The 14,380-nt window shown below is 34.8% G+C and carries 14 protein-coding genes; 4 read left to right on the top strand and 10 right to left on the bottom strand.

Translation table 11 applies throughout. The annotated features are described in order from the left end of the window. Positions 1 to 171: 171 nt before the first annotated feature. The 3 genes from RU96_RS08265 to RU96_RS08255 are packed head-to-tail and all read right to left on the bottom strand — an operon-like array spanning position 172 to position 3,173. Positions 172 to 840 carry an amino acid ABC transporter permease gene (locus RU96_RS08265; protein WP_071865060.1) on the bottom strand — a complete coding sequence of 223 codons (669 nt, stop codon included), beginning with the start codon at positions 838 to 840 and terminating at the stop codon, positions 172 to 174. Continuing rightward, on the bottom strand, positions 840 to 1,688 hold the full coding sequence (locus RU96_RS08260) for a transporter substrate-binding domain-containing protein (RefSeq protein ID WP_071865059.1): 849 nt from the start codon (positions 1,686 to 1,688) through the stop codon (positions 840 to 842). Before RU96_RS08260 ends, RU96_RS08265 begins: the two co-directional genes overlap by 1 nt. A gap of 30 nt (positions 1,689 to 1,718) precedes the next feature. Further along, complete coding sequence (locus RU96_RS08255; RefSeq protein WP_071865058.1) at positions 1,719 to 3,173, bottom strand: amidase; 1,455 nt, start codon at positions 3,171 to 3,173, stop codon at positions 1,719 to 1,721. 351 nt (positions 3,174 to 3,524) lie between these two features. Here RU96_RS08255 and RU96_RS08250 point away from each other — a divergent pair, with 351 nt between their 5' ends. The 4 genes from RU96_RS08250 (at position 3,525) to RU96_RS13190 (ending at position 6,979) form a co-directional block, all read left to right on the top strand. Beyond that, on the top strand, positions 3,525 to 4,382 hold the full coding sequence (locus tag RU96_RS08250; protein WP_071865057.1) for a hypothetical protein: 858 nt from the start codon (positions 3,525 to 3,527) through the stop codon (positions 4,380 to 4,382). 142 nt (positions 4,383 to 4,524) lie between these two features. Next, on the top strand, positions 4,525 to 5,835 hold the full coding sequence (locus tag RU96_RS08245; protein WP_071865056.1) for a glycosyltransferase family 2 protein: 1,311 nt from the start codon (positions 4,525 to 4,527) through the stop codon (positions 5,833 to 5,835). Positions 5,836 to 5,864: 29 nt separating this feature from the next. After that, positions 5,865 to 6,518 (top strand): glycosyl hydrolase family 8, encoded by a 654-nt coding sequence (locus tag RU96_RS13195; protein ID WP_249024163.1) that lies wholly within the window; start codon positions 5,865 to 5,867, stop codon positions 6,516 to 6,518. Further along, complete coding sequence (locus RU96_RS13190; protein ID WP_249024162.1) at positions 6,515 to 6,979, top strand: hypothetical protein; 465 nt, start codon at positions 6,515 to 6,517, stop codon at positions 6,977 to 6,979. The genes RU96_RS13195 and RU96_RS13190 overlap by 4 nt, the downstream gene beginning before the upstream one ends. 83 nt (positions 6,980 to 7,062) lie before the next feature. On the opposite strand, the gene RU96_RS08235 is transcribed toward RU96_RS13190, so the two are convergent. From RU96_RS08235 to RU96_RS08205, 7 genes are all read right to left on the bottom strand, one after another. Then, entirely contained in the window at positions 7,063 to 7,995 is a 933-nt protein-coding gene (locus RU96_RS08235; RefSeq protein ID WP_071865055.1) for a MucBP domain-containing protein, read from the bottom strand. Positions 7,996 to 8,052: 57 nt separating this feature from the next. Further along, the gene (locus RU96_RS08230; RefSeq protein ID WP_071865054.1) at positions 8,053 to 8,658 is read right to left on the bottom strand and encodes a hypothetical protein; all 606 of its coding nucleotides are present in this window, start codon (positions 8,656 to 8,658) and stop codon (positions 8,053 to 8,055) included. Between the two features lie 141 nt (positions 8,659 to 8,799). Beyond that, positions 8,800 to 9,813, bottom strand: a complete 1,014-nt coding sequence (locus RU96_RS08225; RefSeq protein ID WP_071865053.1) for a WxLIP family cell surface protein — start codon at positions 9,811 to 9,813, stop codon at positions 8,800 to 8,802. Between the two features lie 147 nt (positions 9,814 to 9,960). Next, the gene (locus tag RU96_RS08220) at positions 9,961 to 10,614 is read right to left on the bottom strand and encodes a hypothetical protein (protein ID WP_071865052.1); all 654 of its coding nucleotides are present in this window, start codon (positions 10,612 to 10,614) and stop codon (positions 9,961 to 9,963) included. 72 nt (positions 10,615 to 10,686) lie between these two features. Then, positions 10,687 to 11,235, bottom strand: a complete 549-nt coding sequence (locus tag RU96_RS08215; protein WP_071865051.1) for a WxL domain-containing protein — start codon at positions 11,233 to 11,235, stop codon at positions 10,687 to 10,689. Further along, complete coding sequence (locus RU96_RS08210; RefSeq protein WP_071865050.1) at positions 11,222 to 11,530, bottom strand: LPXTG cell wall anchor domain-containing protein; 309 nt, start codon at positions 11,528 to 11,530, stop codon at positions 11,222 to 11,224. Before RU96_RS08210 ends, RU96_RS08215 begins: the two co-directional genes overlap by 14 nt. A 15-nt stretch (positions 11,531 to 11,545) precedes the next feature. Further along, positions 11,546 to 14,266 (bottom strand): lectin-like domain-containing protein, encoded by a 2,721-nt coding sequence (locus RU96_RS08205; protein ID WP_071865049.1) that lies wholly within the window; start codon positions 14,264 to 14,266, stop codon positions 11,546 to 11,548. Positions 14,267 to 14,380: the final 114 nt, after the last annotated feature.

The raw sequence follows: 14,380 nt of genomic DNA, 5'->3' as shown, positions 1-14,380 counted from the left end.
TTCCTCCTTCCCAATTTTTTGTAAACGTTACACAAAGAATAGCAGGTTCTAAAAAATTACACAAGTATTTTCTTCATAAATATTAAAAAATAGTTGTTTTCTTGTACTTTTAATCATCCTTTTTAGATAAGGCCGTATTCCTAAAAAAGCTTTATCCATCCGCTTTTACGCTTAAATCATAGCGCCAAAACGTTTTTGGAAATATTTTTCTAACTGTTTTTGACCAATGCCAATCAAAATACACAAAAGCCAATAAATGACAGCTACCAGAATATACATTGACATATAATCAAACGTCCGCCCGCCAACAATTTTAGCTTTTTGAAAAATATCCGGAATCGTAATCATAGCTGCTAGTGAAGTTCCTTTAACTAAATCCATCGCGACATTGCCTAAAGCCGGAACTGACAGACGAAAAGCTTGCGGTAAAACAATCAAATACATCGTTTGCCAAAAATTTAAGCCCGTCGCATAGGCTGCATCCCATTGTCCCCGATCAACTCCAGTAATTGCCCCGCGATAAATTTCTGCGATAAACGCGCTACTGGTTAAACTAAAACAAATAATCGTCGCACTCAGCGCAGGCAGTTGATAAGGTAGCCCAAAGTAGAGTAAAAATAACAAAACTAACGCTGGCACTCCCCTTAAAAAAGAAATATAAAAGCGAATGAAATGACGCAATAGTTTACTTTTCAAAAAAGAAAGTACCGTTAAACAAATCCCAATGATATTACCTAATAAAAACGTTAAAATACTAATTCCTAACGTATAGCGTAATCCTTGTAGAACAAACGGTAACGACTCTATCATTAAAGGAAAATCAAGTTTTGGGATATACATTAATCCGCTGACACCGTTTCTTTAATTTCTTGTTTTGGTTTAACTGAAACATCGGTTTGGAAATACGCTTCAGAGATTTTTTTCAAAGTGCCGTCTTTTTGCATTTCCTTTAATGCCGCATCAACTTTAGCTTTTAACGCTTTGTGATCTTTAACAAATAAAAAACCGGTATGATTAGCGTTGAAATACACATCTTCTAAAATTTTCACAGGAATATCTGGTAGCGCAGCAACAGACATTTTTTGTAAATAGTAATCATTTAAAATAACATCAGTCCGACCATTTGCAACGTCGGTTAAATATTGATCGTTGGTAGCATTATCATAAGTTACTGGTGTTGCACCATATTTTTCAGCGATTTTCATGTAACTAGTGTTAGGTTCCCCCGCTGCTTTTTTCCCTTTTAAATCCTCAAGAGAATGAATGCCTGAATCATCGCTTTTTCTAACAATCATGCTATCAAAAGAATATTTAATCGGTACAGATAAAGAAAATTTCTTGGCCCGCTCTTTTGACAAGCCAAAATCATTAGCGGCAAAATCTGCTTCATTACGATTAATCGAAGCAATCTGACCATCCACATTATATTCTTTAAAGACAACTTCGACCCCTAAACGTTTGCCTACTTCTTTGGCAATATCCACGTCATAGCCATTCAATTCATTTTTATCATTGTAATAAGAAGATGGAAATAACGTACCAGAAGTAGCTACGGTTAAGGTTTTATCCTTTTCAACTTTACTCCAACTAGTATCTTTGACTGTCTTTGCTTTTGTTTCATTACTGCTACATGCAGTTAAAACTACCCCACTGATTGCTACTACCATTATTGTTGCCCATTTTTTCATTGTCTTCCCCCTGTAATTCTTATATTTTATTTAAAAAGCCTCATTTTGATAAGCTTTTGGTAAACGAAATTGACCTTCAGATTCAAAAATTTTACCAATTTGAAACAATAAATCTTCTCGCCCTTTAGCCGCCATAAACTGAATCCCTAGTGGTAACCCTGCTGGCGTAATAAAAGTTGGCAAACTAATTGCCGGCTCCCCGGTTAAATTCGCTAATTGCGTAAAAGGAGATAATGCTAAACTTTTTTCAAACATTTCATAAACCAATTCATCAGCTTGAATTTCATTTAATTCTTCAGCCTGAGCTAACTTTTGAAAAATTACTTCACTTTGCAATTTGGCATCAATTTTTGGTGCAGAATAAGCTGTGGTGGGTGTTAAAAATAAATCGTAATTTTTAAACAATTCTTCCATCACAAAGGCAGCGCGATCCCAATTTTGCAAGGTGGCGACATATTTTGCCGCTGGCGTCTTTAATCCTGCTTGATAAATGCCCCAAGTCATTGGTTCCATATCTTCTTTTGTAACCGCACGCCCAATACCTTGTTCAATGTCGGCAAACATCGCCGCCGTTTCAGCACCATTCATTTTATAATAATCAGAGATAAGTCGATGACCATCTAAGGGATAATTAATTTCTACCACTTCATGACCTAACTTTTCTAAAAAGACAACCGCATCTGCAACTGCTTTTTTGGCGTCTGGAGATACTTTACTGCCCACAGGAGAAGTCGTTGTGTAAGCAATCTTCAATTTATTTTTTAAAGGTCTTCTTTCCCACTCGCTTTGTGGTGCCTGATAAGGTGCCGCAGGATGTTGCCCTCTAATACTATAAAAAAGCTTTTCTGTATCCCGCATCGAAATAGTCAACGCAAAATTAATCGCCGCACCCTGCCAATCCCGCCATGAATCAGGACCGGTGGGAATTGTGCCGCGTGTTGGTTTTAACCCAATTAAGCCGCTAAAAGAAGCGGGAATGCGAATCGATCCACCACCGTCACTGGCACCAGCTAAAGGGAAAATTCCGGCTGCTACCGCCGCAGCGGCACCACCACTAGAACCACCAGGTGAATGACTAAGATTCCACGGATTGCGACTAGGCCCATAAAGTGTTGGGTCAGTAATATTTTTAAAACCAAATTCTGGTGCGTTGGTTTGCCCAAAAGGCGTTAATCCACTTTTTTGCAAAGCTTTCACATAATTGTTGCTTTTACTAGCTTTTGCATCTTTAAAAATTCTCGAAGCAGATGTCGCAGGCCATCCCGCTTTGTTTTGACCTAAAATTTTCAAAGGAACAGGAAGGCCACCAAAAATGCCGTCTTTTGTTTTTTTATAATCACGCTTTGCACCGTCTATATCAAAATCATGAATAAAAGCATTTAATTCTTTATTTACTTGGGCTTTTTGGACAATTATCTTGAGTACTTCATCAATTGAAAGCGTACCGTTTTTTAATGCCAGGGCATAATCTGTTGCATCTTTCATTTTCTCACTCCTCACATTGGACTTTATATTTACAACGAAACTTACACGCAAGCGCTTTTTTATTTATTTTTACCACACTCCTAAAAATAGTACAACTAAATTTTCTGTATTAAGTCGATAAAATTGAGTTTATATCAGCAAATCAAACTTAAATCACATTTTATTTTAATACAGAACGACAAGATGTAGCACTTCAAAATTATTTTTGCTTTTTCTGAAAACATTCAAAAAAAATTAAAATCTTCAATTTTCGATAGATTTGTTTTGAAAAATAAACAAAATAAAGGTAGAATGCAACCGGCTGTGGTAGGCTTGTTTTAATACAACTAACTTTTAAATGAGGTGTAATTCGTGAAGAAAATTCGTTATCGCATTCCATTAGAAGTCGGCGTCTTACTTTTAATGGTGCTTAGTTTGATCCAAAATATGCTTTTATATAATTTTGTCGATCGCCAGACTTTTTACTATGCAAATTTGCTCGTCTTTTTAGGCATTTTATTCGGAATGATGGGGAACTCTCTTTTTGTAGTCATTATTACGATGTTTATGATTGCTATTGGTAGTTTTATACTTTACTTTTTCCCTGTTGTTATGAGTGGCTGGTTAAAAATTTATCTGATTATTATTGTTCCGACCTTTACAATTGCCGGTTATTTCATCAAAACCGATATCTTTTTACGCAAACGGCTGATTAGTAGCCGTAAAGAAATTGCGACTTTTTTACAAAATACCGATGCCCTAACTGGACTTGGTACGATGAATAAATTTATTGAACGCTATGATAAGTTTTTAAATACGATGACAATTCAACCCAAACTCAATCGTTCTTTAGCAATTTCCATGTTTTATGTTGATAATCTAGACCAATATCGTTATCAAAGTGAAAGTAAAACCAACGAACTACTGCTTAGTTTAGCCGACGACTTAGAAATTATTCGTTTGCCAGAAGAACAACTTTTTTATGTAGACGAAGGAACATTTATTGTTATCTCTCCCCTTTTTAACAATCAATGTAGTGCAGAGACTGAGACTTTAAATCAAATTACCAAAACACAATTAATGCTGATTCCTTTTAATCACCAGCAAGATATCACAATTCGCCAAAGTATGATTGTGTTACAACGAGATTCACAACTAACAGCAGAACAAGTTTTAGGAAGATTAAATCGCAGAGCGGAAACAGATTTAATGGCAGAATACATCGTTTAAGGAGTGAGAGGCTTGTTAAATATTTTTTATTGGTTGAGTATTATGGTTACTATTTTATTTTTCATTGCAACCGTCGCTCTTTTTATTTCAGCTTTAATTATTCAATCAAGAGTCTGGAAATATTTTAAAAGGAGGAACTTAAATGGCTAAGGGACTCATGATTTTTACGATTGTTTCAATTTGGATTTCTGTCTTCTTTTCTTTGATGACAGTTTTTGGTGCAATTAAATTCCTATTAAAAAATTTAAAGCCACCAAAGCGCTTTTTAGAACCGTTAAAAGAATATCCTTTAATCACCGTTGTCGTACCTGCTCACAATGAAGAAATTGTGATTAAAGATACCGTTCAGTCCATTTTGCGCTTAAATTACCCTGTCAATCGGTTGGAATTTTTAGTTTTTGCCGATAATTGTACGGATAATACCTATGCTGAAGCGATGAGTGTTAAAAATTTACCGCAATTTTCAAATCATGATATTCAGATCATTGAGCGAACAGGAACAGGCGGAAAATCCGGTGTTTTAAACGATGCGCTAAAAAGGGCAAAAGGTGATTGGTTATGTGTCTATGATGCTGATGCGATGCCCGAACAAAATGCTTTATATTTTCTTGTCAAAAAAGCACTAGAAGATCCTAAACGTTACGCTGCAGTTTTCGGCCGTAATAAAACACGGAACTATAAACAAAATTTTTTGACTCGTTGCATTAATTTAGAAGTCGTGACCACCCAACGTATTCAACATACAGGACTGTGGGAACTTTTTAAAATTGGGCACATTCCAGGGACTAACTTTATTATCAAAAAAGATTATGTCAAAAAAATCGGTGGTTGGGATAACGGCGCCTTAACAGAAGATACCGCATTATCTTTTAAAATCATGGAACAGGGAGAATTAATTGCCCTTGCAGCCCAATCAGAAGCCTTTCAACAAGAACCCGAAACTATAAATGTTTACTACAACCAACGCAAGCGTTGGGCTAAAGGAAATTATGAAGTTATTACAGGTAATTTAAAACACTTATTTGACCGTAGTAATTGGCGCATTAAATGGGAAATTTTTTACTATATCAATACCTTCTTTTGGTTTAATTGTGCCATTGTCGTTTCGACCCTTATTTTTTGGACCAATTTGATTACGACATTGCTCAATTTTTTCCATCTAAACTTACCAGTACCTTTTACTTTTGGCGGTGGGAATCGTCAAATTGCTGCAATCTTACTGGTCAACTGGGCTTTAATGTTTGCCATTTATTTACTGCAAATTAACGTTGCTTTAGTAAGTCAATATGGGCAGGCAACAACGGAAAACTTTTTATACTCGGTTGCCTCTTATTTCACTTATTCCCAACTATTTTTAGCTGTATCTGTTGTTGCCTTTTTTTCTCTGATGTTAGATCGAATTTTTAAACGCGACGGAACTAAATGGTATAAGACACAGCGTTTTAATGACTAAGAATATTTTTTAGAAAGTAGAGGTCAACAATGAAACAAAAGCCATTATTATTATGGGGCGTAGCAATTTTATTATTAGCCTCTTATGTTGCGATTTTATTTCGAACCATCGCAGATAATGAACACAATATTCAAGTCGAGATTTATCAAAACTGGAAAGATCACTACATCGTTTCTACAAAAGAAGGTGCGTTTGTTAATACCGGCACAACTAAGCAAACAGCGCTTTCTGAAGCACAAGGTTATGGGATGGTTATCACGACTTTAGCGGCTGAAAAAGGTTTTGCAACCCAAGACGATTTTAATGCCCTTTATACTTACTATACCCACTACCAAATTGGTAAAGGCAATCATCTCATGCAGTGGCGCCAAAGCCAAACAAAAAATAAATGGCAGTCTGATAGTTTGCACAATGCTACCGATGGTGATTTGGATATCGCTTATAGTCTAATTAAAGCAAGCAAATTATGGCCGAAAAGTAAACACGACTACGCAGATGCGGCAAGAAATCTTTTAGCTGATATCAAACAATATAATTATAATGCGACCACCGGCTTTTTAACGGTAGGTGATTGGGCCACAGTTGATCAAAAAGCTAGTACAATTTTACGTCCTTCTGATATTATGCCAGCTTATTTTAGTGATTTTTACCATTTTACCAAAGATCCATTTTGGGATGAATGAATACCCGAGGAATTGAATTGCTCCAAATTTTAAGCAAACAAACAAAAACTGGCCTCATACCTGATTTTGCTTGGATAAAAACAGATAACACTTTGATACCAGCAAAACCGAATCAAATTAACAATCAATTTGATGGTGATTATTCAGCAAATGCTTGTCGGATCCCATTACGCCTAATGCAATCGGATAACGAGAAGCTGACACCTATTTTAAATAAAATGTTGGACTTCTTTACTGAACAAAAATTTGTTTATGCTGGCTACACATTGAAAGGAAAAGCACTAGTTGATTACCAAAATCAAAGTTTTTCTGCTCCAGTTTTAGCTGCTGCCTACAAAGATGAACCTTATAGCGGTCTTGTCACTTCGCAAAAATGGGTGATTGAAGAGCCTATTCAAGGAAAAAATTATTATGATGAAACCCTTAAAGTTCTAGCTGTTTTAGAAATGTATAATAAATAAAAAAGATAGATGAAAAGACATCTCTGCCTGTTCATCTATCTTAAAATTAGGAATATTGCACTGGTATTCATTTTATTACACTGCTATTTTTTACGTTTGTGTTTGATTACTGCGATAAAGAAAGCCACGATAATTACCAAAAGACCAATTATAACCCAACTATGGTTCATTATTTCCCCTGTTTTGGGCAATTTATCCGCAGTCAGAGAAGATTTATCTTTGCTGACTGTGGTTTTATTTTTCGTCATTATTGTTTTACCTTTATTTTTTGGTGTTTCAGCTTGATTAACTGGTATTTTATCTTTACCAATAGTGGCAGAGTCATCTTCATTTTTTTCATTATCAGAAAGTTTGCTATACACATACGTCACGGTTTGCTCTTCTTCAGATAAAAAGCCTGTTACACTACCTACAACTTTTTCTAATGTATAGCCAGATATTTCAAGCTGATATTCTTTTGTCGATACGTCATAAGGAGCATTCACATTCCCAGAAAAAAATTGATCATCAGCGATTTTACTACCGTTTGCGTCTTGGTAGTGAACAACAACATCTTTTGCCTTCGTTGCATTTTTTTCATAAATGTAAGTAACAGTTTGGGGCGTCTCTGCCAAAATACCATTGGGACTCCCCTGTACTTCTTTTAAAGTGTAGCCATCAATTTTTAAATTATACTTTTCTGTAGAAACATCATATGAATCACCAATATAACCGTTTATCACTTGATCTTCAGCAATCTGATTCCCATTAACATCTTGATACTTCACTGTCAAAGGCATGGCTTCTTCTAAAGTATTTTTGACCGTTATTGTGACCGTCCCGCTAAAAGCACCGGCGTGATTGATGATTCTATCCGCAAAACGATAAGTAAATTTTTTCACTTCACCTGGTTTTAAATTATCGATTATAAAATTATTTTCGACATGATTGGGATTATTTGAGCTATTAATAGCAAATCCCTCAAAAGAAACTTGATTATTATTAACACCGATCACTTTTAATTCAGGAATAGTCACATTACTTGTTTGGGTTGTTTCAATTGTCTCCTCAATTTGTTGCGATTGAAAATTGTACTATTTGCGGTTATTTGAATAATAAAAATCATGACTGAAACTTACATCTCTTACAGCATTATTTGGTAAAACCATTCCCGTCAAATTTGTTAGGTTTTTGACAAAAGCAATAGAAGTGAGATTACTATTGCCCATACTCAAATACGTTAACTGTGTTAGCTCACCAATTTTACTTAACTCTTCTTCATTGAGAATTTTTGTATTTGTCGTGTATAAACTAGAAATTCCAGTCAAATATTGAATACCTTCAAGGGAATCGACCGGATCTTTAAAGTCTAGTCTAAAGTCGCCTTTAATAGACGCTAGTTCACTTTTGGTTGGTGAATACGTATTAATATCGATTGTTCGTTTAAGTGCTTTATTAATGGCTTGTCGCACTGTTTCATTGGGAATCCAAATACGTGCCTCTTCTACTGTAGAATTTAAGTCACTTTCCTTTTGAGACGCCAAAGAATCAGTTGCGATAGAAGTCTCCTGTGCCGTCTGTGTACTTTGACTATCCGCACGCACAACAAAAGCAGGAGCAAAGACATTTAGTATAATTCCACAACTGACCCCAATAGTAAAAATACGCTTCAATCCATTCATTTTGTTAAATATTTTCATGTTGATATTTTCCTTTTCCATCAAAATTTTAGTAAAAATATAACTTAGTCCAGTGTAGTCCAAGAGGAAATCCACATATTCGTTACAAAAGTGAGAAACTTATATCCATGTAAGTTAAGAAAACATTCTTTAACCTATTTTTCATTCAGCTTCATTCTTTTTTCGATGCTTTAACCACAGCAAAATAACCACAAATAACAAAGCCAATAAAATTCCAATCACAATATATAAAAGAGTATTGTCTTTTTTTACAACGAAGACTTGATTATTTATCACTTCAGCCTGCTTTTTGCTGATAGTAAAGTCACTTTTGAAATCCCACCGGTGTTTTTTTTCATCTTGAAAAGTTAGCTCAAGCCGATATTTTCCCGCTTTAAGCGGTTTAGTTGTGCCTTGCTGTCCGTTATAAAAAGCCAAATCAAAAGTAGTGGCAGGCGCTATACTGCCTTTTTCAATGACACGGGTAATAACGGGCTCTTTTTTTTCTGCTTTATAAATATTGCCTTGCATTTTGACTGCGGTAAGATTAATCGGCTGACTATTTTTAAGTGTCACTTTTATGCCAGCATTATTATGAATGACATCTGGTTTAATACTTTCCAACGTTAACTTTGGTGTAATTACTTTGTCTGTTTCACTTAACATTACCCCGACAATATAATCATAATCGGTCGTAATACCATTAATTTTAGTTTTTTTGGCATTTGAATCTTTTTTTATTTGAATCCCGCCTAGTAAAATTCCATCAAATTTTTCTTTTGGTACTTTTAACGTTAGGGTAACAATGCCAGCTTTTTGAGCTGGAATCGTTACTTTTTTGGGATAATTAAAACAATCAGACAATTGCTTTTCACTAGTTGTTTGTGTTTTATTTTTTTGGCTATAATCAATAACTAAATTACTATTTGTTTTGGCATCGTTTACGCTAATTTGAAAGGTTTGTTCAGTTTTGGCAAAATTATTAATTTGCAGTTGAATTTTCTGCTCTGTTTTCGGTTGAACTTTTAAATCAAAAAATGTATTTCCCCTGTCGATTTGGTTAGTCGGTAAAATCGGTTCAACACTGTAATCAACATTATTTGTTTCTGCTGCATAGCCTTTTATTGGTAAAAAAAACGTCACAAAAAGTAAACAAATCAATAACTTGCTCTTCACTTTTATTCCTCCATTATGTAGGGACTGTGACAAAAACTCGTCACAGTCTCAGATTGCAAATAACCACCATTTTTAAAGATAAATACTAATGCTGTAAAACATTAATTTTCACTACCAGTACGCTAAAAAGTTAATAGAAAAGTTCTTTTACAATGCATTGATTGCAGAATAGCTAATTGTACCTTCGTATTTTTGAATACTTAAATTATTGTTAGCAATTGTTAAGACAGGACTTTTTAATTGGTCTAAATATGATTTTGTTCCAACAGGCGCTGTCGCAGCTTCTGATAAAACAGTGCCACTTTCACCTAAGACTTCTACATCCCCAATTTTTAAAGATGTACCAATTGCGTCTAATTGAGTTGCTGTTGCATCAATCCGCCAAGCTGATGCTGCCACTGCTTGATCCCACTTGTCTTTTGCTGCATCAATTTGTTCTTGTGTTACTTTGTCACTAGGGGTTACAGTTGCAATTTGACTTTTTGCAGTATCGATGGAAGCTTGCGTTGGACGTGTATCAGTGATATTAAAGTCACCTACATAAGTACCAGTAAATGTTTGGTTTTCAGCTGCTACACTATCTAATGCATGTTGTCCGAAATCAATATCTGGAACTTCATTCAACATAAATGTACCTGGATCAGAAGGTAAGTTTGTATCTGGGTCGATGGCATAATCTGTAATTTCTAATGTTGTGATCCCATCTCCTGAGTTAATTTCTTGTTCTGCCGCTAGTGCTGCTGGTGTTGTACTACCTAAAATAATTCCACTTAAAAATAATGTCCCTAGTAGTTTTTTCATTGTTATTTCCTCCAATTTTTTATTTTAAATTTTTATATTTTAACAATTTAATATGAAAATTGTTATTCCCGACTATACAGCATTGACAAAACGCCAATTATTTACTGCTTCATATTTCCCTGCTTTGTTATTTTTACCAAAGTAAAGTGAAATATCCTCTTTTTTGATCCGATAAGTTAACCAACCACGAGCAGAAATTGCCTGAGATTCTAGAATTCCTTGATATTTTGCATCATTTAATGACTGACTCAACTCTTTTTTCGTAACTTCTGCTATATTTTCACCAGTTAAAATACCTTCTTTTAAATTAAAACGGACATCCGTTAAAATTTCTTCTTTACTTTTTAAAGGGGCAAATTTCACTTCCAGGCGCCACTTTTGTGTTTTTTTTCTAGCATCTAATAATTTAATAATCAAATCTTCCTTAGGATGGATTATTTGATTGGATTGGGCGAGTGAATGTGAACCAAAATCTAAATCACTAATGTAATAAATACGGGGTAAAACTTCATCTAACGGCGTAATTTCTAAACTCGTTTGTCCAACAGACGCGTAAGTAATGCCACTGTTAAAAAAGATTAAAAACAAGAGACTGAAAAAACTTAAACTAATTTTCTTCATCTAGTTGCCTCCTTTTTTTTAAAAAAGTAATCAACACGAGTAATACAGCAGTTGTACCTAGAAAAGAATAGCCTATTGTTTTTAACTCACCTGTTTGTGGATAGCTCCCGTGTTTACTACCTGGATCACTTATTTGGTCATCTGCTGAATTTCCTTTATACAATTCAATCACGCTACTATTTTGATCGTGATCAGACACAGTAGCAGCTCTGACAGAAGGAGCATAGCCACTTAGGCAGAAAAAGATGATACTTGCGCAAAGAAATTTTTTTAATCGCTTATTATTTTTTTTCATCTTTTCAATCCTCCTTTACGGTGCATCTACAATTGTCCACACTACATTTCCTGTGACTTTTTTTGCTTTAGTTTGATCGTTCAATTTCAACAGTAAACCTTGACCTTTGGCATAAACCAATTCTTTATTAATTGGTAAAGACAAATCGTCCAAAGGTTGATCATCAAAGACAAATCGTTCTGTTTCTAAAGCACCGTCAGTTGATGTTGCACTAAATTTCACTTTTACATTTTCGCTTTGATTTAACTGTCTGGTATCTCTAATCTTAATCTTCATCTCTTTTTGCCGTGGCATGGCAACATCTGTCTTACCTAAATCAGATTTCGCATATTGCCACTCATAATGATCGGTTAATTCTTCAAAACCAAAGTACCCTACCACTGTAAAAGAAACTTCTTTCGTCACAGCAGCATGAATACCATCACTAAGTGTAATTGTTAATATATTTTCCCCTGTTTTAAAAGCCGTCGCATCATTTAATAAGTCAATTTTTTCGTTTTCGTTAGCTTGAAAAATTTGATTCAGGCTTGTTCCTTTTAATGGTTGCTTTTCTGCTACTAAAATGCCGTTAATTGCAACATCAAAGGTTAGATCATCATCATCTACATCTTGATAAGAAAAAGAGTACCCAAAGGAATCAACAAAATCAGAAAAAGTGTCTTTTTCTGTTTTTACTTGACTTAATACCGGTGGCTGATTACCTCTAAACCAAAAAGCTACTTGATTACTTAAAAAATCGCTGGAAGTATCGTTCCCAATCTCGGTTGTCAATACTTGACTTGAAAAATAGGATTTACTTGCTTCAATATGTTGTAATGGCTTGGCGGTATAAGACAGATAGACATCATGTCCTGGTTGAACGACTAAATCAGAAAAAATAACCTCAATTTCACCCGTTTGCTCATTAACAGCAGCTTCTCCGCTATAGGTTTTTCCATCCATTTGGGCGCAAACATTGGTTAAATCTTGTGTTAAATCAATATCATTGCCACTAATTGTTGACTTCCAAGCTGTAATATCTAAGGCCGCTTCTCCTTCTTTTACAGAAAAGTGTGTACGGAAAGTAAGCTCGTCTTTATCAGAAGCACTAGGTAATTCGGGACTAAATTGGTCATGTTCATCCACATCAACAATTGATTTTTCATTGACTAATACATCATTTTCAATTTGTGTACTCAAATTAACCGGCACTTGAGTAAAGACAAATTTGACTGTCCCTTGCGCTGAGCCATTAGAACCAGTAAAGCCCCAATAAACCTTCATATTATTATCAGACAACGCCAATTCTGAACTTAAATCATCCCATGGAATCGTAACAACCTCTGTTTTATTATCTGTCAGCGGATTTTTCAGATAATAAGAAAAAGTTTGTGTTGTCACATCAAAATCATAACGAAATTCATACCAAGTACCATCACGAATATTATCACCTACTACTCCGTTCAAAATTTTTGAACCTTGATGTCTAACAATTGCTGTATCCCCTATTCCCCAATGATTTTCTCCAAGTATACTGTTTGATTTATAACCTTTTTTTAAATCGCCAGGAAATGTATACGCCATATGCGGGGTAGTTGGGTTATCTCTATCAAAAATATGCGCACCACTGTTATTAGTGTATAAGTCAAATTCGATTGCTACAGAATTTTGAACTGCCTTTTCATTGGGCTTATTCATTCCCAATATATTCGTTTTGTTGTTACCATAAACCCCTAAGTTTTGACCATCATCTGACGTATTTGCGCCTGTTATCGCATTGGCATTATCATTTTGCATAACAAAAGCCAACCCATCAGCATCCTTTCCTTCGCCGAAGTTAATATATGTGCGTCCATGAAAACTATCGGAAAAGTCCATTTTATATTGATCATTAGACCAAATAGATAGCCAATTCTTTTTACCAGAAAGTGTAATTTCAGAATAAGGCATACCATTATTAACATCAGGGTCATGAATTGTATTAACACCACTATTTTCTTTATTACCACTACCGGCTTCATTAATATCACCAAAAATGCCATCTAATAAAATAGCTCCTTTTGGTACTTCAGGATTACCTGTGAATCCGTCTCGGACTACTTTTTTACTACGAGATTGTCCGTTTTCAGCAGGTTTAGCCTCTTTTATTTGTGACAAAGAACTTGTTTGTGTGGTTTCAGTCATACTTGTAGTCGTATTTTCATTTTCTTTAGCTACACTACTTTCATTTATTATTTCCTCACTAGTAGTCGAAGAATGTGTATCTTCACTTTCTTTGGTCATCTCTTCATCAGTGTATTGATCTGTAGAGAAAAAGGCGTGTAATTCTCCCAAATGTTCTTTATTTTCGTTTGCATTGACAGCAACCACGATATTTGTTGCTTCTCCTACTTCAAAAAGCCACGTAGCATCTTCATTTGGTAGCTCATAATAACCCGCATCATTTTTTTCAATTGATAATTGTTTTGTTTGGTTTTGCAAAATTACATTCTTTTTCATACCATCGTATGTAATTTCTAATTGAAAAGAAGTATCATCTTGGGTCTTATTGTGAACATTAAGCTGTAAGAGCATACCATTTTTTTCAGCCGTATCAGTAGACAAAGTAAAATCTGCAGACTTGGTTTTTAATTGTGATGTGTCAGAATCATTGACAGATATGGCACTTACAGTAACGGCACCAACAGTAATAAAAAATGACATGACAAAAAAAGTTACGACTATCAAAGAAATAAATCTTTTTTTGTGTTTGTGCATGTTTATAAACATCCCCCTTTCACTTATCACTTCCACACCTTCATGATAAAAGAAATATAGTGGATTGTTTATCAACTATTCACAAAAAAAATAAAATACGTGATAAAAAATTGT

This window comes from Enterococcus canintestini, from assembly GCF_001885735.1.
Lineage (GTDB): Bacteria > Bacillota > Bacilli > Lactobacillales > Enterococcaceae > Enterococcus_C > Enterococcus_C canintestini.
The sequence above is the reverse complement of the archived record's forward strand: the minus strand, read 5'-3'. Positions and strand labels throughout refer to the sequence as shown.